The 20,546-nt window shown below is 60.4% G+C and carries 21 protein-coding genes and 1 pseudogene; 9 read left to right on the plus strand and 13 right to left on the minus strand.

Going from position 1 to position 20,546, the window contains the following annotated elements:
- Positions 1–16: 16 nt before the first annotated feature.
- Genes HMPREF2791_RS09270 through HMPREF2791_RS09285 form a run of 4 tightly spaced genes read right to left on the minus strand, consistent with a single transcriptional unit; the run spans position 17 to position 3,101 of the window.
- On the minus strand, positions 17–655 hold the full coding sequence (locus tag HMPREF2791_RS09270) for a Fic family protein (RefSeq protein WP_070845119.1): 639 nt from the start codon (positions 653–655) through the stop codon (positions 17–19).
- Between the two features lie 9 nt (positions 656–664).
- A complete protein-coding gene (locus HMPREF2791_RS09275; RefSeq protein WP_070845120.1) occupies positions 665–1,108 on the minus strand; it encodes a GNAT family N-acetyltransferase in 444 nt (147 codons plus the stop codon).
- The gene (chrA, locus tag HMPREF2791_RS09280) at positions 1,105–2,271 is read right to left on the minus strand and encodes a chromate efflux transporter (RefSeq protein WP_083327959.1); all 1,167 of its coding nucleotides are present in this window, start codon (positions 2,269–2,271) and stop codon (positions 1,105–1,107) included. The genes HMPREF2791_RS09275 and chrA overlap by 4 nt, the downstream gene beginning before the upstream one ends.
- Before the next feature lie 14 nt (positions 2,272–2,285).
- Positions 2,286–3,101, minus strand: a complete 816-nt coding sequence (locus HMPREF2791_RS09285) for a CPBP family intramembrane glutamic endopeptidase (protein ID WP_070845122.1) — start codon at positions 3,099–3,101, stop codon at positions 2,286–2,288.
- 195 nt (positions 3,102–3,296) lie between these two features.
- Here HMPREF2791_RS09285 and HMPREF2791_RS09290 point away from each other — a divergent pair, with 195 nt between their 5' ends.
- Positions 3,297–4,328: an FUSC family protein gene (locus tag HMPREF2791_RS09290; protein WP_070845123.1), complete on the plus strand. Its 1,032-nt coding sequence runs from the start codon at positions 3,297–3,299 to the stop codon at positions 4,326–4,328.
- 41 nt (positions 4,329–4,369) lie between these two features.
- Here the strand turns inward: HMPREF2791_RS09290 and HMPREF2791_RS12380 are convergent.
- Positions 4,370–4,513 (minus strand): annotated as a pseudogene (locus tag HMPREF2791_RS12380) (VOC family protein); the annotation flags it as partial.
- 168 nt (positions 4,514–4,681) lie between these two features.
- On the opposite strand from HMPREF2791_RS12380, the gene arfB reads away from it, so the two are divergent.
- Positions 4,682–5,125, plus strand: a complete 444-nt coding sequence (arfB, locus tag HMPREF2791_RS09295) for an alternative ribosome rescue aminoacyl-tRNA hydrolase ArfB (RefSeq protein ID WP_070475032.1) — start codon at positions 4,682–4,684, stop codon at positions 5,123–5,125.
- Between the two features lie 47 nt (positions 5,126–5,172).
- On the opposite strand, the gene HMPREF2791_RS09300 is transcribed toward arfB, so the two are convergent.
- Entirely contained in the window at positions 5,173–5,433 is a 261-nt protein-coding gene (locus HMPREF2791_RS09300; protein ID WP_070475115.1) for a HigA family addiction module antitoxin, read from the minus strand.
- 34 nt (positions 5,434–5,467) lie between these two features.
- Positions 5,468–5,749: a type II toxin-antitoxin system RelE/ParE family toxin gene (locus tag HMPREF2791_RS09305; protein ID WP_005290974.1), complete on the minus strand. Its 282-nt coding sequence runs from the start codon at positions 5,747–5,749 to the stop codon at positions 5,468–5,470.
- Positions 5,750–6,081: 332 nt separating this feature from the next.
- Between HMPREF2791_RS09305 and HMPREF2791_RS09310 the strand changes: the two genes are divergently transcribed.
- The 4 genes from HMPREF2791_RS09310 (at position 6,082) to HMPREF2791_RS09325 (ending at position 8,650) form a co-directional block, all read left to right on the plus strand.
- Complete coding sequence (locus HMPREF2791_RS09310) at positions 6,082–6,432, plus strand: VOC family protein (protein WP_070475114.1); 351 nt, start codon at positions 6,082–6,084, stop codon at positions 6,430–6,432.
- 89 nt (positions 6,433–6,521) lie between these two features.
- Positions 6,522–6,767 carry a ribbon-helix-helix domain-containing protein gene (locus tag HMPREF2791_RS11650; RefSeq protein ID WP_083290258.1) on the plus strand — a complete coding sequence of 82 codons (246 nt, stop codon included), beginning with the start codon at positions 6,522–6,524 and terminating at the stop codon, positions 6,765–6,767.
- 670 nt (positions 6,768–7,437) lie between these two features.
- Positions 7,438–7,911, plus strand: a complete 474-nt coding sequence (locus HMPREF2791_RS09320; protein WP_101687450.1) for a Pycsar system effector family protein — start codon at positions 7,438–7,440, stop codon at positions 7,909–7,911.
- Between the two features lie 7 nt (positions 7,912–7,918).
- On the plus strand, positions 7,919–8,650 hold the full coding sequence (locus tag HMPREF2791_RS09325; RefSeq protein WP_070472554.1) for an adenylate/guanylate cyclase domain-containing protein: 732 nt from the start codon (positions 7,919–7,921) through the stop codon (positions 8,648–8,650).
- 9 nt (positions 8,651–8,659) lie between these two features.
- Here HMPREF2791_RS09325 and HMPREF2791_RS09330 read toward each other — a convergent pair whose 3' ends face one another.
- The 4 genes from HMPREF2791_RS09330 to HMPREF2791_RS12200 all read right to left on the minus strand — a co-directional run bounded on the left by HMPREF2791_RS09330 (position 8,660) and on the right by HMPREF2791_RS12200 (position 15,388).
- On the minus strand, positions 8,660–9,355 hold the full coding sequence (locus tag HMPREF2791_RS09330; protein WP_070472557.1) for an adenylate/guanylate cyclase domain-containing protein: 696 nt from the start codon (positions 9,353–9,355) through the stop codon (positions 8,660–8,662).
- Positions 9,356–9,735: 380 nt separating this feature from the next.
- The gene (locus tag HMPREF2791_RS09335) at positions 9,736–10,710 is read right to left on the minus strand and encodes an NAD-dependent epimerase/dehydratase family protein (protein WP_070845125.1); all 975 of its coding nucleotides are present in this window, start codon (positions 10,708–10,710) and stop codon (positions 9,736–9,738) included.
- 227 nt (positions 10,711–10,937) lie between these two features.
- Positions 10,938–13,931, minus strand: coding sequence for an NACHT domain-containing protein (locus tag HMPREF2791_RS09340; RefSeq protein ID WP_210400172.1), 2,994 nt, complete (start codon positions 13,929–13,931; stop codon positions 10,938–10,940).
- 17 nt (positions 13,932–13,948) lie between these two features.
- On the minus strand, positions 13,949–15,388 hold the full coding sequence (locus HMPREF2791_RS12200; RefSeq protein WP_210400174.1) for an nSTAND1 domain-containing NTPase: 1,440 nt from the start codon (positions 15,386–15,388) through the stop codon (positions 13,949–13,951).
- Between the two features lie 546 nt (positions 15,389–15,934).
- Here HMPREF2791_RS12200 and HMPREF2791_RS12385 point away from each other — a divergent pair.
- The gene (locus tag HMPREF2791_RS12385) at positions 15,935–16,288 is read left to right on the plus strand and encodes a type IIL restriction-modification enzyme MmeI (protein WP_016423158.1); all 354 of its coding nucleotides are present in this window, start codon (positions 15,935–15,937) and stop codon (positions 16,286–16,288) included.
- 70 nt (positions 16,289–16,358) lie between these two features.
- On the opposite strand, the gene erm is transcribed toward HMPREF2791_RS12385, so the two are convergent.
- A complete protein-coding gene (gene erm / locus HMPREF2791_RS09345; protein ID WP_016456425.1) occupies positions 16,359–17,213 on the minus strand; it encodes a 23S ribosomal RNA methyltransferase Erm in 855 nt (284 codons plus the stop codon).
- Positions 17,214–17,366: 153 nt separating this feature from the next.
- Complete coding sequence (locus HMPREF2791_RS12290; RefSeq protein ID WP_224784307.1) at positions 17,367–17,810, minus strand: recombinase family protein; 444 nt, start codon at positions 17,808–17,810, stop codon at positions 17,367–17,369.
- 290 nt (positions 17,811–18,100) lie between these two features.
- On the opposite strand from HMPREF2791_RS12290, the gene HMPREF2791_RS09350 reads away from it, so the two are divergent.
- Positions 18,101–18,460, plus strand: a complete 360-nt coding sequence (locus HMPREF2791_RS09350; protein WP_034509295.1) for a Cd(II)/Pb(II)-sensing metalloregulatory transcriptional regulator CmtR — start codon at positions 18,101–18,103, stop codon at positions 18,458–18,460.
- A complete protein-coding gene (locus HMPREF2791_RS09355; RefSeq protein ID WP_034509298.1) occupies positions 18,457–20,349 on the plus strand; it encodes a heavy metal translocating P-type ATPase in 1,893 nt (630 codons plus the stop codon). Before HMPREF2791_RS09350 ends, HMPREF2791_RS09355 begins: the two co-directional genes overlap by 4 nt.
- Positions 20,350–20,546 lie beyond the last annotated feature (197 nt).

Genomic DNA, 20,546 nt, shown 5'->3' on the forward strand with positions numbered 1-20,546 from the left:
GGGGGTTAAGTATTCCCTATTGGCGCGAGTTGTGCCGGACCAGGGCTTCCACTACCGGACCTGTCTCGCCGAAGACGTAGGCCCGAGCGAGCAGATCGTGAAATTCGCGGCTCACCGACGGGTCCGCGTCGTCGTGCGGCACCGCCATCAGCACACCTGCCCCCTGGCCGATTAAGTAACTGTTCGCGGCGAAGATCGCGGTGCGCTTGTTGCCGTCTTCAAAGGGCTGGGCTCGGCCGACTTCGACGAAGAGATGTGCGGCGGACCGGAGGGCGTCGTCTAGCTTGAGTTGCTGTTGAATGAGCGCGTCAAGCTCTTCAGCCGTGACCGCCGCGGGTTTGTGCCGGCCGTGGGTGGTGTGAACGCCAATGCCCTGATCCGCGCGGCGCAGCTTGCCGGGGTTGAGCGCGGCGCTGCGGGTGAGCTGCGCATTGATGCGCCCGAGATAGGCCGCGGTGATTGGCTCGCCGGCGGTGGCGATGACGAACTCCGCAGCCGCCTCCAGGTCCTGCAGCAACGCCAGATCACCGCGGCCACGCACCCCGTCCGTATCGCCCGAGCGCAGGTAGCGGTCGGTGGCGAGGCGGCTGGTGGACAGCCCGTCGAAGACGACACCGGCGGTGTAGATGACGTCGAGCAAATCGGTCGCGTGCATGCCTTTACGCTACAGCTCCCGGATATACAGCAGCATCCTTGATCCGGCCTCGATGTTGGTGAAGCCGTGCCGCTCGTAGAACCGCCGCGCGCCCGCGTCGACCTCGTCGACGTTGATCTGCATCTCGCCCGCCCCGCGCTTGCGGATCTCAGACAGCACCCGCTCCATCATCTGCGTGCCCAGCCCGCGGCCGCGGTGCGCCGGGGCGACGTAGAGCTCCTCCAGCATCGCCACCGGGCCGTCGTAGTACGGGCTCGGCCGCAGCGTCAGATACGCGAACCCGGCCTCGCCCGCCAGCACCACGAGCACATCGTCGCGGGCGATGAGCTGCGCGAACCTGCGATCCAGGTTCTCGGGCACCGGGGTGTCGAACTCGGTGTTGAAATTACGCAATAGCTTTGCGACGAGCTCCGCCTCCCCCACCGTTGCCCTCCGAATCACGGGCGCAGTCACAACACCACCTGCCCAACAGCCGCGGCGCCGACGACCACCGCCCAAGCTGGGGCCTTGAAGTTGCACAGCGCCACGAACGCCGCGGCCGCCACCGCCATCGTGGCCGGTCCGTGGATGCCGGAGGTGAACACCGGGGTGTACAGCGCCGCAGCGAGGATGCCCACCACGGCCGCGTTCGCCCCGGCCAGAGCGCTTGCGGCGCGCGGGTTGGCGCGCAGCCGGTCCCAAAACGGCATGACCCCGACGACCAACAGCGCCGCCGGCAGGAAGATCGCCACCGTGGCCAGGGTCGCACCCCACAGCCAGTGCACCCCCTGGGCCGAGGCGCCGAGGAAGGACGCGAAGGTAAACAGCGGGCCGGGCACCGCCTGGGCGGCGCCGTAGCCGGCGAGGAAGGTGTCGTGGTCCACCAGCCCCGTGGGCACCGTGGCCTGCCCCAACAGCGGCAGCACCACGTGCCCGCCGCCGAAGACCAGCGCCCCGGAGCGGTAGAAGCTGTCAAACATCCCCCAGCTCGTGTCCATTCGGCCTACCAGCGGCAGCAGCGCGAGCAGCGCCGCGAAGACTCCAAGCGCCACCAGCCCTACGTTGCGGCTGGCGGTGGAGGGGCGGCTGGGGGCCGGAGGGGCGTCGATAGGCGAAAGCGCGAAGGCGGCCACGATCATGCCCGCAACGATCGCGCCGACCTGTGCCACGGGGTGCGGGACGAGCAGGACGATGAGGAAGGCGGCGAGTGCGACGGCCGCGCGCAACCGGTCCGTGACGATGCTGTTCGCCATGCCCATCACCGCCTGCGCGACCACCGCGACCGCCGCCGCCTTGAGCCCCGCGAGCCAGCCGGCATCTGAGATGTCGCCGAGGCGCGCCACGCCGAGCGCGAACCCGACCATGAGGACCACACTCGGCAGCGTGAAGCCTACAAACGCCACGAGCATCCCAGCGTAGCCCGCGCGCTTGAGGCCGATTGCCATGCCGACCTGGCTCGATGCCGGGCCCGGCATGAACTGGCACAGGGCGACCAGGTCGGCGTACTCGTCGTCGCTGAGCCACCGTCGCTTCTCCACGAATTCGTCCCGGAAGTACCCCAAATGCGCCGTCGGCCCGCCGAAGGACGTCAGTCCGAGCCGGGTGAATATGAGTAGTACTTCAAACACAAGCGCGATGGTAGTGCAGGCGGCTACGCCGCGGGCTGCGCAGAGACTTTACGCCGAAAAAGCACGATTACCACCGCAGTCGCGGCGGCCATAGCGACAAAGCTCGCGGCGGTGGCCGCAGCCGAGGTGGGCAACCCGAGGTCCTGCACGGTGCCGAACGTGTTCCAGGCCAGGTGCACGGCCACCGCAACCCAGATCCCGTTGAACGCCCACACCAGCAGGGCAAACAGCAGCGCGTCGGCGAAGTAGTGCGCGATACCGACCGGGGAGCCGTACGCCTGCGGGTGCACGAGAATGAAGGGGATTGCAGCCAGCAGCGCGCCGATCACCGGGTTCCGGGTCCACGCGGTGAACGCTTGCAGGAACACGCCGCGGAACGCCATCTCCTCGGCGAGCGCGGCCAGCGCAAGCGCGACGAGCTCGACCGGGAAATCGGCGCCGATATTGCCGACCACCTGCCCCCACGACGCGCCGTAGCCGTACACGCCCACCAGCGACATGACCACAGAGATAACCACCAGGGCCACCGCGAAGGCCGCGAACGGCACCCACGGTTTCGTGCCCGGCTGCCCTGTGAACACCGATGACACCGGACGGCGCCCGATGAAGCGGACGGCGACAAGCACCGCGAGGATCTCCACGATCACCGACCCGTAGCCGAAATACTTGTCGGCCGCGCCGCTGGAAGTATCCACACCTGCAGCTTCCAATGCCAGGCCGAGCACCCCTGTGAACAGGACCGCGAGAACGACCACCGCGAGGACTTCGGCGAACGGCCTCCACCACGCGTAGTTGGGCTGGTTGCGGGATGCGAAGAAGAAATTCCCGGTACGGGACACAGCTAGATGCTCCTTGCCTGGTTCGTCTTTTGTTGTTGCGTGTGAGCTAACCGGGCCATCGTATGCCCCGCGGTTGATATGTGCAGAGGGACGAGTCCGCGTCGCCGCGCCCGCCGCGCTAGACTCTCCGCCGGCAAAATTCACGAGCGCGTTTTGGGAGGTCCACAGTTGCACCACTTCAGCCCACTGTTTGAAATGGGGCCGGCCCGGCGCGACCACATCCCGGCGTTCCGCGTCGCGCTCGGGGTGGCAATCACGATGTTCACCCTCCTCGCGCTCGGACGAATGGACCTTGCCATCTACGCCAACTTCGGCGCGTTCACCGGCGTCTACGGCAGGCACGCCACCCGCGAGATGCGCCTGAAGCACCACATTCTGGCGGGCATCGCCCTGACATCGGCGGTGACCGTGGGAGCGCTGATGGCGTGGCTGGATGTGCACCCTTGGGCCCTCGTTGCCATCACCTCGTTGGTCTCGTCGGTGTGGGCGACCATCGCGCTGGCCGCGGACATGAAGCCCACCGGCTCGGTGTTTGTGATCTTTTCGGTGGCCGCGGTCGGCTCGCTGAACAACCCGGTCCACCCGGCGCTCGCCTTCGCCATCGCGGGTGGTGCGGCGCTGCTGTGTCTGGGGCTCGGACAGCTGTCCCACCTCATCGGCGAGGGTCCTGGCGGCGACGCGAAGGAGACCGAGCACCCCACCCGCGCCCCCGACGCCGGCCGGGTTCCCTGGCGGCGCCTCCGCGTCGAGGCTCGCCGCTTCTTCTTCGCCCCGCTGCTGGCCGGCATTCTCGGACTGATCTCAGTGACCATCTTCGACCCGCTCACCCACTCCTACTGGGCGATGGTCGCGGCCGTCGCGCCGCTTGTGAACTCCCGCTTCAAGGTGCAGTACTACCGCGCCATCGAGCGCGTGCTGGGCACGCTCACCGGCATCGCCGTGGCCGGGTTCTTGCTGTCGCACCCGATGCAGGGCTGGCAGATCGTCGTGTGGATCGTGGTGCTGCAGTACCTCACCGAGATGTACGTGACCCGCAACTACACCATCGCCGCCAGCTTCATCACCCCGACCGCGCTGCTCATGGTGCAGACGGTCGAGGCCTCCCCCGTCTGGCCGATGCTGCTCGCCCGCACCGCGGAGACCGTCATCGGCGCGTTCGCGGCGCTCGTGGTCATCGCGGTCGGCTACGTGCGCAAGTACCCCAGCGTTGTGCTGCCGGGCCGTTAAAGCAATTGCTTAGCGACGAAAGCTCCGCCCCACCCCGCGGCCTACCTCCCGTCGCCAGTAGAGATGTTCCAGGCGAGTCCGAACTTGTCCTCCACGACGCCAAAGTGCGCACCCCACGGCGCCTGCGCGAACGGCATCGTGACCTTGCCGCCGCCGCGGGTGAGCTTCTCGATGAGCTGCTCGCCTTCCTCCCAAGATGTTGACGAACTTCATGCCGCCCTCGAATTCGACTCCGGCGAGAGGTTCACTGCGGACGAGATTAGTCGTGAGTTGGAGTGCTAGAGAATCGGAAGCTGTTTTGAGCTGCGGTCTAGGTTGATTAACGCAGAGGGCAAGGACGTAGGGTGGGTGGCATGAACGACCTGACCATCGCGCCCGGCCCGGGGATCCCCGGCGGCGTGGTCATCGCCGCCGCCGACCTGACGGAGCGGTTCGCGAGATCGTCGGGCCCGGGCGGCCAGGGCGTCAACACCACCGACAGCAAGGTGCAGCTCTCCCTCGATATCGCCGCGTGCGCATCGCTTACCGACGCCCAACGCCGCCGCATCTTGCGCAACCTCGAGCATCGCCTCGACGGCACCGTCCTCACCGTGGCCGCGTCGACCCAGCGGTCACAGGTCCGTAACCGCGCCGACGCACGCCACCGCATGGCGGCGCTGTTGCGCGAGGCGCTCGCCCCGCCGCCTCCTCCGCGCCGGAAGACGAAGCCGACCAGGGGCTCGGTGCGGCGCCGTCGAGAAGCGAAGAAGCGTCGCTCGGAGCTGAAGTCCACGAGGAAACGTCCCCAGCTTCCTTAATTTAGAGCCAAGACAAGATCCTAGGTGGCACTCCTCTCCGGAACCGCCTACACCGAAGCAGCCTGGACCGGCTGAATCCGCTCGATCTCCGCCAGGATTTTGTCTTCTGCCACATCCAGGTCGTACTGGGTCTGCAACCCGAGCCAGAATTGGGGGCTCATCTCGAAAAACTTCGCTAGACGAAGGGCCGTGTCAGCGGTTACAGCGCGCTTACCGTGAACAATTTCGTTGATCCGGCGGGGCGGAACGCCGATGGAGACGGCCAGCTTGTGCTGGGTGATCTCCATTTCCTTGAGAAAGTCCTCCATAAGGATCTCACCCGGGTGAACCGGAGGGAGCTTGTCAGTGGTAGTCAACGATCTCAACCTCCTCTGGCCCCGCGGCGGACCACCGAAAACAGATCCGCCACTGGTCGTTGATTCGAATGCTGAACTGACCCCGCCGGTCACCTTTCAACGCCTCGAGCCGGTTCCCCGGGGGAATCCGTAACTCATCGAGAGTCTGCGCGTACCCAAGCTGGCGAAGCTTGCGCAGCGCTACTGAGTGAATGCGGGAATCGATCGAGCGAACCCGCTCTCGATTCCACAGACGCTCAGTGTCCTTGTCAGCGAACGACTGGATCATGTCTCACCCTATCCCCCATAACGCGAAGCGTCAATAACGCGCAACGTTAAGTTTGTACTCACCCGAAAGCAAATGCACAGCCACTTTACGCAACCACACCGTCGCAAGCCCCGCATTACGGTGACTTCCGTGAAGACAATAAACGTGAAGCCGATCAGTGAAGATCAAGTTGATGCTTGGGTCGCCGAAGCCGAAAATGGCAACGACATCGAGTTCCTACGCTCTCGCGGGTGTGACCCTCGCGATTCAAAACGCTCCACTACGCCGGAAGGCTGAGTCCCCGCCCGGACACCCGGCTGCGCTTTCTTAGCCCCGCCCCCATAATGATGCTCATGAGCGACCCGAACTTCACGATCCGCCAGATCACCTTCGACTGCCACGAACCGTCCCAGCTCGCCGAGTTCTGGGCGGCCGCAACCGGCTGCGAAATCACCGCGGATTACGGCGATTTCGTGATGGTCGATTCCACTCCGGCGCTAGGGTTTCAGCGCGTTGCGGATCCGACCCCCGGAAAGAACCGCATGCATATCGACGTTGGCGGGGCGGAACGCGAAACCATAGTGGAGCGCCTCAAAGGCCTGGGCGCTAACGAACTCACCACCCACGAGGCGCCAGGACTCGTATGGACCGTGATGCAGGATCCGGAAGGCAACGAGTTCTGCGTGGGCAGCCCCGAGGCCTAGCTACACGTCGAACTTAAACTCCACGGAGTATCGAACGGAAGTAACCTCACCCTAGCCGATAGAACCATTTCCGTATTACGATTACGTGCATGCGAACCATCAACGGGAAGCCAGTCAGCGAAGAGCAAATCGACGCATGGGTAGCCGAAGCCGAGCAAGGCTACGACGTAGAGGCACTTCGACGACGAGGAAGGAAACCTCGAAACGAAGATGCTGCGAAGGTCATCTCCATTCGGCTTTCCCCTGGCGAGATATCTGACCTTGACAAGTATGCGGCCGCCCACGGATGGTCACGGTCTCAGGCAATCCGCGAAGCATTAAAGAACGCCATTTAGACATGGACGTACGCCGTAGCGCCACGAAACATGGCATCAAGCCAAACGACTCAGTTACTGCCGCGACTTCAGGCTGCGTTTTTACAGCCCCTCTCGACGAAGAGCACCCTCAACGGGAATTGCGCCTCGGGTTCGATGGCTCAATGAGGCTACTCGAGATCGTCGTGCTTCTCTGGGACAATGGCACCGAGACCATTATCCACTCAATGAAGGCGCGCAAACAGTACCGCAGCTTGCTAGATTAGGCGGAAGTCTGTGCCTCCTGTGAAGATTGCAGGTCTTTGCCCGATTGCGCAACCATCGTCTCTACTCGCCGAACCCCGAAGCCTAGCTACACGTCGAACTTGAACTCCATCACGTTTCAATACAGAGCAACCTCCGGATCGGCAGGCGGCGCGGCCGTCGCGGTCACCCTGCAGCAGCTGAGGCAGGAGCGCAAACCGCTTCCAAGCTCTACCCCGCGACTTCCAGCTGGTGGGCCCCATTTAAGACACGTGCGTAACGGACGGCACTCAAGCATCCATGTCAACCTTAGTACTCTAGGGCCATGTTTCGAATGCCGTCTTGGCGCGGTGGGCGACGGGCCACCGAGGGCCATCCGCACGACGCGACGACGCCCGTCAGTCCGCCTGAACCGAATCCAGATCACGCATGGAAGACACTCGCATTGGTGAACGAGTGGATTCGCCATTCGGATGCGAAGGCCAGCGTGACACTTGCCTTTACCGGGGTGATGGCAACAATGACATACAACCTCGCAAAGGATTTTACTCCTCGGACTGCGCTGTTCGACGCTCTCGTATTCATTGCCTGCTTGTCGCTTCTCCTGACTGGCGCATTTTGCGGATGGACACTGACACCAAGAGTGAAGGACAAGGATGCAGATCGGGATGCGATCAACAGGCTCTTTTTTGGTAGCATCGATCGAAATTTCAGGGGCAAGAGACAAAAGTACAGTGAGGTGCTCCATACACTGACCTCTGAACCTGTTGAGCTGACAAAAGATCTCGCTGACCAGATCCATGTCAATGCTCGGATTGCCACAGTAAAAGCATCCGCCGCAAAGTGGGCCATCCGGTGTGCCCTCGCTGCAGGAGCCGCAATCGCAGCCCTTGCCTTCTTTGTCGGCGTCACGAACAGCTAGGACGCAAATGGACGGCAACTACAAACCATATGACTGGACGGCTAGCTCGGCCCGGATCAAAGCGATCCTGGATCAGCCGGCGGGGGCGTATGAGGAGGTAGACGGGCTCCCTGACCGAGACAAGCTCACGTTCTCTAACGGCTTCTACGGCATGTGCTCGGCGATCTTCATTGACATCCGAGACTCGTCCGGCCTGACGTCGAAGCACAAGAGGCCCGTTCTTGCGAAGATCTACCGGTCATTCATCTCGGAAATGGTCGCAGTCCTAAATTCCAACTACTATGTGCGCGAGGTGAATATCGTCGGGGACTGCGTATGGGCCTCCTACAAGACGACGCAGGTCAACCACATCGACGATGTGTTCGCTACCGCAGCGCAGGCCAATACTCTCCTGAACCTCCTCAACCACCACTACGAGAAGGCAGGAGTCACCCAGCTCAGCATCGGCATAGGCGTGGAGTACGGGCGGGTCCTCATGATCAAGGCGGGGTTCAGCGGCAGCACCATCAATGACGTCGTGTACATGGGCGACGTCGTCAACAGAGCAGCCCATCTAGCGCACCTGGCGGGGCGCGGTTGGGGATCAAGCCCGATCGTCGTCGGGGACGTCTTCTACTCGAACCTGAACGAGAACAACCAAGGTCTACTCCGACCGCAGTGGACGTCCGGTATCGGAACCGTGTACCAGGGAGATCCCATCATCCCGCAGATGGACGAGTGGATCAGCTCCCTCAGATGACATCCAACGTCAGACCGACCACAAGAACGTCGACCCGTAGATCTGATAGCCCATGTCGGAGGTTCCCAGGTCAGTCCACATGTTCCGCTTCGGATCACCTCCTAGCTTTGAGGTCTCATTCAGCTTGTTGTAGACGTCGGCGGTGATGTAGGTCGGGTAGCGAGGAGCGAGCGCGGCCAACTTCGCCGCATTGTTTGCTGCGTTCCCAACCCACACCAAGTCATTGCTGCCTCGGATGCCTGTCCGGGCGACGAAAAGTTTCGAAGTATCGATTCCGACCCGCTGCTTGAGCACGAAGGAGCTCTTCGGGTACTTCTCAGCGATCTTCGCTGCCACCATTTTCTTCGATGTCCAGTTGATCTGGAGCCCGCACTTCGCGGCCGCGGAGTTCTTCGAGTTCCCGATGAACACACCCATGACACGGTCCCCGTCGTAGGCCGTGATGATACCGCCCCGCGCACGAATGATCTTCGCTGCACAGTAGAGATAGCTCTTGTAGACCTCCGCAGCGAACCAGTCTTTGTGCACCTCGACCATCCTCGTCGACGACGCTAGATCCGCGTAGAGGACAGTTGCGTCGATCTCGACGGCAAGGTTCTTCAGTGGAAGGTCATCGGTGTCGGGCACCTTCTGGCCTGCGCGGCGTTCCCACTGCTCGTCGAGAGTCTTCTGGACATACGCATCCAGTTCATCTTTCAGACTCATGTCGAAGATCCTTCCCACGCTCACCCTATCCGTTCGCTCGACCAGCTTAGCCGCCGCGCAGTGTCACGGGTTGCTGCAATAGGTCTGCTCGCGACCTTTCAGATACGCCAGAGGCTATATGGCGAAACAGAACTCCACGGAGAGGCGAAAGAAGGCTACCTCACTCAGTTGCAAGCGATTCGAGAAACCTGAAAAGTGTGCCGCACGGCGTTTTCTGCTCGGAAGGGCGACCTCCGAAGGCCAGATCGCTCCCCGTCACGAAGAGCTGGCACCGCCGAAGTTGCCCTCAAGCCAGATTCGGACTCATTCTCCCGGTCAGTCGCGGAACGAAAATCAACTCAGCACGGTTCCGACTGCAACTAAAACTGTTCCTACCGAAACTAAATACCGTCTTCTAACCGCTGGCGAAGCTCGACTTCCTCTTCATCGCTGAGCCCAGCGAGTCTTTCACCCTGCTGTTCTTCTTCGAATCGCAGCGCATCCGCCAATGTTTCTTTCAACGGGCGAATCCGCAGGCCCGCTTCGTAGGCTGCGGCGCAATCGAGTAGCGCGATGTTGCGAAACTGGTCACCTGGTACCCACAACGGCAACGATTTTGGCCCCATCCACGGGGTTACATCATTAGCGAGAAGCAGTTCATCAGAGCAGGGTCGCGTCGTAGCCCTCGATGCGGTTAACTCACGCGAAATCTCAAACACATCGGACAAGGAAGTAGCAAACCCCGTAGCATTAAAGGTTCCGAAAATCCCAACTTCTGCAGACTCAACTATCCAGCCTGCAAGGTCTTTCACATCAATCATAGCGACGGGAAACGCCGGGTCTGGGACGATCACGTTCTCACCCGTGGGATGCGCGAAGCGCCACGGATAGTAACCACTGCGCCCTGTTTCGTCGCCGTAGCCAGCGATCAGACCGGGTCGAACTACCATTACTGGCCGATTTGTGCTGCGATAAATCGTTTCGCAAGCAGACTTTGCGGCTGGGTACTGCCCCATGTTCTCCATGTAGTCAATTTCAAGCGGAGCGACTACGGAATCAGACTCGGAAGAAATACTTCCCTGATCCTCATATACGCTGCTCGAAGACACAAATATACGATGCTTGGCCTCGAGTTTCGCCGCCGCATCCCGCGCATGCTTCGGCTGACTCGTCAGATCCACAATGGTGTCCCAAGTTTTCCTCGCAACCTCATCGTACGCACCGTCACGGTCACGGTCCGAACTCACAAACTCAGCTCCGTTGGGAACCTTCCCGTTACCCCGTGCAAGGCAAGTAACTTGATGTCCTCGGTCGACTGCTGCAGCCGCAATGTGCCCTCCAAGGAAACCGGTACCACCGAGCAATAAAAAGTTCATGTCACTAGTTGTACATGAAACCTTCTCACACGTGACTAGTCTTAATCCCAGCACATCCAAGCTAGATTAAGATGTCAGTTCAGGAATACCCCACCATCTGCCGGAGCTTCTTATTCGGTTGACCTACACGTTGAACTTGAATTCCACCACGTTACGAATCGGATCAACCTCTCCCGCCAGGAGACATTGGCTCCAATGAAACCCGCGGCCCTTTCGAGCGCTATCGGTTATAACCGCTCTGAATCCGTTATGGCCTCACTGATGCCGTACGCGCCAAGCTCTAAGAGAGAGTCCAAAACGTCGAGCAACTCCGCTCGGTGGGTACGATCCCGGCACTGCGCTAGCCCACGCACCACCAGTTCACTGATGTAATGCGCATCTCCCGCTGCGCCGGTGCGAATGTCCGCGGCATCGTGCCCGAAGACATCGACAAACCGTTTTGCAGCTCTCAAGACCAGTTCATCGACCTTATCCGGCGCGTACTGTAGCGTGACCAGCAACTGGGGCGTGGCGTGTTCGTAAGCCGGCGAGTCGATCAAAGCCGCGAGTAGTTTAACGAATGGCTGGAGCGGTTGCTCGCGGAGGTGAAGCGCCACAGTAGCCGCTTCCTTACGCACCCCATCCGCCTCGTCGTTCATAAGCCGGGTTAGGGTCGCCGTGGCCAGTTCGACATTCGAAGTGCGATCGACACACTGAACACAGGTTTCAGCGATGCCCTTTCGGGCGTGAAAGTCTCCCGACAGCGCTTGTTTCATAAGATCGGGACGGTCCCATTCCATCGCCGCGAACGCCGCGACAGCGCCACCAGCCTCACGGACTTCGGCATCATCCGATGCCAACATGCGCTGAATTACCGGATCTATAACCTCGGGATTCACGTTGCCGATGTAGACCATCAAATGCTGAACAGATCCGGCGGCGAGGAGACGATCGTCAGTATCGATCAGGGTTGAGAACGCCCTCATGACCTCTGGGCGAGCATGCCGTAGCGCGGCGGAGAGGGTGTAGGCAACGCACGAACGGACACTGAGTACCGGATCGCCGGCCATCGCGTTGAGATATGGCGCGACCAGTGCAGTTCTCTCGCCGTCACTGTCGGTGACCAAAAGATCGCCGAGAGCTTCGGCCAAACTCCCTCGTGCCGTGTTGATGCCGTTCAATTGCATATCCACGGCACTTGGTGCGTCCGTTCCATCCCGAACGATCACGGGAGAACAATCGGCCGGATCCAGCGCGTGCACAGCGCTGTCTCTAATCAGTTCGACCAGGTCAAGCGGCACTTCGCGGTAGTATTTTTGTAGCGCCATCCCGAGCCATCGATCATTTTCTGCCTGTCCCAGCGAAGCAATGTGACGGACAGCGTCGAAGATCAGCGGCGCGGTGCTATCGCTCGCATCGGCCTCGCCAAAGCCCCTAAGCATCGCACCGGAGTAAGCCGCATTGAACTCTGGGGACAGCCGCAGCGCCAGCCTAGCGAAGCGCTCGGGGTTTGCGGCTACTTGATTGCCCAGCACTCCGGACAATTCATGGGCTCCGCCGGTGAAGGTCGCCCAATTCGTCTTGTCAGTGTCATACTTTGACATAGCCCTCAGCCATTGTGAATCGCTCATTTTCTTTGCGGCACCAAGGGCGATCGGCGAACCGATGGAACCACCGGTAATTCCCTGTGGCTCTGCGGGGGCGTCCTCCCCAAACTTCCGTCGATATTCCCCGAGGAGTCGTTGACCGACCGTAGTAAGCCGCGCTTCTTCCAGGGCGGATAGAAACGTGAAAGCCGAACGTCCCGAGCCGCAGTTACTCCCCCACTCGCAGGGCATATCTCGAAACAACTTCTCGAGCCGCTGGTGAATTTCGTCGGACACGTGTGGTGCAATCGCCAGGACAAGCTCCCGCGCAACCCATAGGGAATCGGAGATATAGCCGCAACGGAGACGACGTCCGCCTTCGAGCAAGAGACTCGCCGCCCACCCGGCAAAATGCTCTGCGCTCGCTGACAATGCTCGGTAGAGCAAGAATTGCGATCCGTCGTAGGGATCGGAAGCCAGTTCCTCGAGAAGGAACCGGATCTCCTCAGGGGCGCTCTTTGCCACACTCTCCAGCGCTCGGACCGACGCCGCCAGCAGGATGCCATCAAGCCGGTAGCTGCCGAGGTCATCGTCCTTGATGCGAAAGCTGAAGTGCAGATCGCGAATCAGGCCGTCGACGCCAGGCTCGATCGCGGTCCTCGCCATGACTCGTCGGAGATACGGCACCGTGACCAGCACGAATGCCAACGGTTCAGCATGTGCGGTATACCTAACGAGTTCGGCGGCGCTGTGCTCTCGCATGCCGAGCACAGTCACCTTGCCTTCCTCGTTAAGCGTCAGGGCATCCCCGTGATCGATCAGCCGAGCCTGCAACAACTCGATCGCCCAAAGTGGTTCGTGCTTAGGCAGGTTGTGCATCGTTAGCCAAAATTCATGCTGTGCCCCATCGTAGGCGCCTTCGCGAACTCCTTCGAGCACCAAATCGAACAAATCTCGGTTCTGAAAGACATCCGAAAAACGGCTGACCCAACGCAACCAGCGGTGATATTCCGGCTGGGCCTTGCGGTCTCCTAACAGCTTTGCGATCGATACCGGGTGCTCTTTGACCGCACTAGCCATCATATTCAACGCGTGATTCCGCATCCCCTCGTTCGGGCCATCGAGCCAAGCAGCAATCTGACCATCCTCAAGGAAACGCCTGAACCACTGTGGTCTACTCAACTGCTGCCAGAGCCGGTCTTCAAAGCCCGGATGTCCCGCGGCGATTCGGACCATCACTTCGGCATCGGCAGTCGTCGGCGCAAGAAGATTAGCTACGACGGCAAGGACTGTCTCCTTTATGTGAAATCGGATGTCGTTAGCGGTAAGTACTGATTCGACCTCGGTATGGAAACGATCCGGCGCTCGCTCGTAGAGATGTTGCAGGACCTGGCGAACCTGGGCACGTCGAAAAAGTGCCTGCTCGTCACGGAGAAGGAAGTCAACGAGTGACTCCCCGCGTGACACCCACAGACGTGCGAAGGCGTAGTCGAAAAACGTTTCATGGAAGAACGCGATGCGACCGCCGTCTTGCGCAAGCAAGTGTTCTGAAACGAGGACGTTGGCGTCTTCAATAAGGTCCTCATCGTCCAGAATCTCGATTGGGACAGACAGCGCTTGCAGATCGCTTGCAGCGTTGGCGATCCGACTGACCACGTCGTTGAATCTGACATTCACTCGCCGCGAACGCACTGCTCGTCGCTTGCGCTCCCAAAACGCTTCAAAGAGCGATCCGCGCGAATGGAGTCAGCCTGAGTCGAAATCGTTTGCAGGAGTACAAGGTGCAGCGGCGTCTGCAGAAGGGCTAGTTGTGATGGATTTAACCGCGCTGGGTCGAGTCCCATTCTTGTCACTGCCGCTTCGACTTCCTCCTTCGACAATCGGCCGACTTCCACCGTTGTTACGTCGGTACGAGACGCAAATGCGCGGATACGGTGATCATTATCGATGTCAAACTGGCGACATGCCATAACAACACGGATTCCGCACACTGACAGAGCTTCGTCGATGAGATCCATAACGACATCGAAACTCTCCGGCATACGTCCGGAGGCAAGACTCACCGCGTCGAGTTGGTCGATAATCAGGAAGGCGTCGCGATCGTCAGCCGCCCTCGCCAAAGCGGCTGCGGGAGAGACTTCGAACCCGAACTGATGCCCCAACTCGACAGTCGACGCGAACGGACCACATCGGTCCAATCGTAGCGCCAGCACCTCGGCACCAGCCGATTCAAGAGCGGCAGCAGTTTGTTCGAGAACGGAACTCTTCCCACCTCCCGCCGTACCTGCGACGAGCCCGATCCGATATTTATCAAGCGCCTCCACTAGGTGGGCGGCCTCTGCACGCTTAATCGGTGGTTGCAAGAGTTCACGTTCAACGGACTGACGCCAGCTTTTCGTGATCTTAAACACCTGCTGGTGCGACTTCAGATGCGAACCAGGTTCCAGTGGCTTGATGCCCCTTTGAGCGAGAAGAGCAAAAAGTTCAGTTCGAGTCAACCGCTTACCGAGGTTGTCGAGAAGGATATCCCCTATAGCAAGAGATATGAGGTCGCCGCTAGCTCCCCTCAGACTGCACACAGCAAGCATACTGTTCGTGCGGACGATGTCGAGTTCATCTTGAACTAAGAACCACATTCCGCGAAGTGTGTTCCAGGCCACTTGGGGATTGCCCAGGATTTCGGCCGCCGCCAATTGGTTAAAGACCGGTCTAAGCTCTTTAGTAAGCCAGCAGTCGGTGAAACTCGTTAGATCATCTGCCTTGCGAGCGCGATCGGACAATTCTTGTAAGGGCCGGCATGGCACCAGGGAGACAAAATGGTAACTTCGGCCCGCCGCCACATGCTCCGCAGCCGCCTCGAAGATCTTCTGATCGGCGAGAGCCTTGACTGTCCAACTGTTACTAGTGCCGTTCTGTCGTTTTAACTGGTGCACTTCGGTAATGAGACCGTCGTCGTAAGTGAACTCGGAACCTCGATTTAGCTCGGCGTCGATGTCTTCCGCAGTCAACGCCCGTCTATCGTCGACGATGCAATATAAGGCATGGCGGATAGCCCACGCGAGCTCGTACCTATTTCCAAGCTTGTCTGTTTCTCCACCAGGTCTAGGCGACATCAGACCTCCGAGATCACTTTCAACGTGGGATGCCGTATGGCGACACTCATAGCAGACTAGTGCAGGCTCGGCCGAGTGTGGGCACCGAGTGTGAGGCACTTGCGTCTATTTAAGTACACTCAAACGACTACGGGCCAAAATGCGATTACAACTAAAAGTAACCCTGTCCAGGAGCTACACGTTGAACTTAAACTCCACGGAGTGTCGGCGATAAATAACCATTTTATTCGCAAGTGCGGAAGTAGCAACGAAATACCGCTAAAACAGACAACATATGGGGGTGCACAGAAACACATATAGGTTCTGCGGAAAACCTATAGGGTGCGTCGCTAAAAACCGCTGTGCGCGAAAAACATAAAGGGTTTACGGACCCGGTCCCAGACCCCTCAATACTCTGAGCCGGAAGAATGGAAAGTGGAAGGTTGATGTATCCCCACTATTTATTTTTTCCGTTTTTCGGAGTACATCGGGAGCTACAACTGCGGACCAGCTCTGTGTGAACTAGATGAGAAGGCGCAGCAGCGAATCATCGACGCTGGACAGTTGGTGCTGCGGGCACGCGAGCGGCACCCCCAGCGGTCACTCGCGGAGCACTACAACCCGTTATCGATGGACCCAATTCTGCTCAAGGCCCACAACAACTTGGACCGGGAAGTCGATAAGGCTTTCGATGTGGCACGCAAACTCACCAACGAGCGCCAGCGCCAGGAGCTACTGTTCGCCAGCTACGGGGAGTTGGCGAGGGGCTATGTCTCCTCGCTTTCATCAAAATCGAAACCACCAGCAGGGTCGTTCCCCGTGCGGGTGATTTTGATCGGTCCCGCTGCTGGGTGTAGAACCCTGTCGCTGGCAACGCCGGGAACTATGACTGTGCCCGACGAGAACACGTCACTGCCATAACGCGGCTCACGGTAGACGAACATGGGTCGTTCACTACTACTGGTGGATTTCGGTTTTGGTGGTGGGGGGATTACCGCCGCCGGCCTCGATTTTTCCGTTGAGGAGGGCGTTGACTACTTCCCGATTGTGAAATGGGCCGATGGCGCGGTGAAGAGGAACCAGTCACCTGGAAGAGATCGATCCAGTCGCTGGTGTGCAATCTGGGAGGTAGGGTTGCGGGGTCGATTCCTCGCGAGCGCAACCATGATTGTGTCTCTGAACGTGATGAAAACAACCCTGCCCTTCGGAGAATTTCCCCTATCCCGCGTCCCCGGGCGGTGAAAACGGTGTGCACCATCGCCTGAAAGGCTTTGCGTTGCTCTATCGGGATCTTCGGGTCACCCACCCGGCGGATCACTAAGATCCCCCCGTCAACGTTTGGCTGTGGCCGGAAAGCAGACCTTGGTACTCGGGAACCAAGGTGAAACGTGAACCATGGGGACCACTGAGCTGTCATCATCGTGCTTGCACCTACCCCGGCCCGGCGGCGAGCGACTTCCCACTGCATGAGGAGTACAGCGGCAGTCCATGCCGGCGCATGCAACAACTTTCGAAGAATGGCAGTGGTGAGGTGAAAGGGAATGTTTCCCACAATGACGCAGGGAGTGGCGGGTAACGGGAAGTTGAGGAAATCATCATGGACCACTTCGACCGACGCCGAGGCGGTCTTTTTTGTGAGTTTGGCAGCTAGTTTTGCGTCTACCTCAACTGCCGTTATTGCCCTCCCCAAGTGGGATATCGGGTGAGTGAGGGCACCGCTTCCTGGCCCGATCTCAATGATGGGGCCGGAGGTTTGTTTTACAAGATCGACGATGGAGTTGATGATCTTGTGGTCTGTGAGAAAATTTTGGCCATGTTCGTGACGGCCGTATCCGTATGTAGACATCAGGTGTGCTCCGTGGAGTTGAAACGGAGCCGGGCATGGCAAATGGCCGCCCGGCTAAAGGACCGGAGCGGTTTCTAACCTGCGGGAGGGAGAAAACCGCCTTAGCGGCTGGTGAGCGGCCGCATGAAAACGGAACCTGAAATCAACATGGGCCTATCGTATCCAATTAATTTCGCAGGGTCCAATACGGTGAGAAAGAAGACAACCGCACCGCAACAGTGCAAGACCTCTCTGGATTGGAATTTGTCCTACCTTCGGGGCGTCATACAGACGCCACTGGCGTATTTTGTCTCTGGGCAACGAGGGGGAGTTACCCCCACCTCCGAATGTTTTTAAGGTGCACCCCTGATTACGCTGGGGTGCGGGAGTAATTCTGTCCGACCGATCGGACTGTCCAGCGAGGTCCCAGCAGATGATCGCGTCGATTTCGCCGCGTTCGAGGGATGCCACCATGGCGTCGTAGTTGGGGCGAGCCACATTCTTCTTTGACGCGGAAATGGACTGATCGACGTCGTTATGTCCTATGTCCAACGTGCAAGCCACGCTGCTTTGCAATGACTTCACAGTCCTGAGGCTGCAGGTCGATGGTGCGGCCATCCACGTCAGCGTCTCGTGAGATACGACGGCAAATAGGAGCGCGTGTTGTCAAACGCTATTAATAAGGCCCTTAGCTACACGTTGTACTTAAATTCAACGGTATGTAGTTGCAAAGTTACTTTCTCGAGAACCTCGCCGCCCACGTCGCTCCCGCGTTGGGCGGCAGCCGAACCACAAAGGATCAGTCATCTGCTATCCCATCGACTAATTCTTGCAGGTCGCAGGACCTTCGCGTAACTGTCAGGTCAGCGCATTTTGAATAGTTCAGCACACGATATATTGTTCAGCACATGCTGACCATTGCTTCACGCCTCGACGTCATGAACCGGCTCGGCCGGGCCATGGCGGATCCGACGCGCTCCAGAATCCTGATGACACTACTCGACGGCCCGAGCTACCCAGCCGTGCTTTCGCGCGACCTGGGCCTGACCCGCTCGAACGTCTCGAACCACCTGACCTGCCTGCGTGACTGCGGCATCGTCGTTGCCGAGCCGGAGGGCCGCAAGACACGCTACGAAATCGCCGATCCGCACCTCGCGGCAGCGCTCAACGCGCTGGTGAACGCGACGTTGGCTGTCGACGAAAACGCCCCGTGCATCGACCCTGCATGCTCGGTGCCCGGCTGCGGCGAGAAGGGAGCGGACGCATGAGCTCGGCGTGTGGATGCGAACACGAACCCGCCGCGGAGGTCGAAGAGCTCGATCGGCCATGGTTGAAGGACCCCGAGTTGCTGCTGCCGATCTTCTCCGGCGTAGCCCTCTGCATAGGCCTGGCGCTGGGCTGGTCCGGGCTAGCGACACCCGCGACAGTACTGTTCTGGGTCGGCCTGCTGCTAGGGGCGTATACGTTCGCGCCCGGCGCGATCCGGAACCTTGTCACGAAGCGCAAGCTCGGCATTGGTTTGCTGATGACGATCAGCGCGGTCGGCGCGGTGATCCTCGGTTACGTCGGGGAGGCCGCGGCGCTAGCGTTCCTGTATTCGATCGCCGAGGCGCTTGAAGATAAGGCGATGGATCGGGCCCAGAGCGGACTGCGGGCACTGTTGAAGTTGGTACCGCAGACCGCGACGGTGCTGCGCGACGGCACGGCGGTCGAGGTCGCAGCGAAGGAGCTCATGGCTGGCGAGCTGATGCTCGTGCGCCCCGGAGAGCGGATCGCCACGGACGGCATCATTCGGTCTGGGCGCTCCAGCCTTGACACCTCAGCGATCACCGGAGAATCCATTCCGGAGGAGGTTGCGCCCGGCGACGAGGTGCCCGCGGGAGCGATCAACTCCGCCGGTGTGCTGGAAGTCCAGACGACCGCAGCTGGAACGGACAACTCGCTGACCACACTCGTGGACCTGGTCGAGCAGGCGCAGGCGGAAAAGGGCGACCGCGCCCGGATCGCCGACCGGATTGCCCGACCCCTCGTGCCCGGGGTGATGATCCTGGCGGTGCTAGTCGGCGTGATCGGCTCGCTGCTGGGCGACCCCGAGACGTGGATCACCCGTGCGTTGGTGGTTCTGGTCGCAGCGTCGCCGTGCGCGCTGGCAATCTCCGTGCCGCTGACGGTCGTGGCCGCGATCGGCGCGGCCAGCCAGTTCGGCGTGGTCATCAAGTCTGGCGCGGCGTTCGAGCGGCTCGGCGGCATCCGTCACCTGGCGGTGGACAAGACCGGAACCCTCACCCGCAACCAGCCCGAGGTTACCGGCGTGGTCCCGGCAGACGGGTTCGATCGGGCGCAGGTGCTTACTTTCGCTGCGGCAGTTGAGCAGCAATCGACGCACCCCCTCGCCGCGGCGATCGCGGCAGCGGAGCCCGAAGCACCCGCCGCCCTGGACATCAGCGAGGAAGCCGGACATGGCATCGGCGGCACCGTCGAAGGCCGACGCCTGCTGGTCGGCAGCCCCCGGTGGATCGACGCCGGGCCACTGAAGGGAGACGTTGAGCGCATGGAATCCGAAGGCCAGACCTGCGTCCTGGTCACCGTCGATGACACCCTCGCCGGAGCGATCGGCGTCCGCGACGAGCTGCGGCCCGAGGTGCCCGAAGCCGTGCAGACCCTGCGCGCCAACGATGTGGAAGTGAGCATGCTCACCGGCGACAACACTCGTACCGCCCGGGCGCTGGCTGAAATCGCCGGAATCGACGACGTGCGCGCCGAGCTGCGCCCAGAGGACAAGGCAAGCATCGTAGCCGAACTCTCCTCCAAGACGCCGACGGCGATGATCGGCGACGGCATCAACGACGCGCCGGCACTGGCGGGCGCAACGGTGGGCATTGCGATGGGAGCAACCGGCTCTGACGCCGCGATCGAGTCCGCTGACGTCGCCTTCACTGGCCACGACCTCCGGCTGATCCCGCAGGCGCTGCAGCACGCCCGCCGAGGCAGCAGGATCATCAACCAAAACATCGTGCTGTCTCTGGCTATCATTATCGTGTTGATGCCACTGGCGATCAGCGGTGTGCTGGGCCTGGCCGCCGTCGTGTTGGTTCACGAAGTCGCCGAAGTCATCGTGATCTTGAACGGCCTGCGGGCTGCACGAGCGAAACGCTGAGGCTGTGACCGGCAAGTCTTATAAGAGTTAAACCACGCGCCGAGCGCACACACGTTGGACCAGGCGAGTCATTCGAGTTCACCACCTGGTCCTTCTCGATGCGTGCAGGCACGGGAACTGTGGGTGAACCTAATAGTTCAACGGCCCGATACCGCTTGCAGATTCTACACTCGAGGTAGCGGAATGGACCGAGGCCG

It is taken from the genome of Corynebacterium sp. HMSC034A01 (assembly GCF_001838175.1).
Classification (GTDB): domain Bacteria; phylum Actinomycetota; class Actinomycetes; order Mycobacteriales; family Mycobacteriaceae; genus Corynebacterium.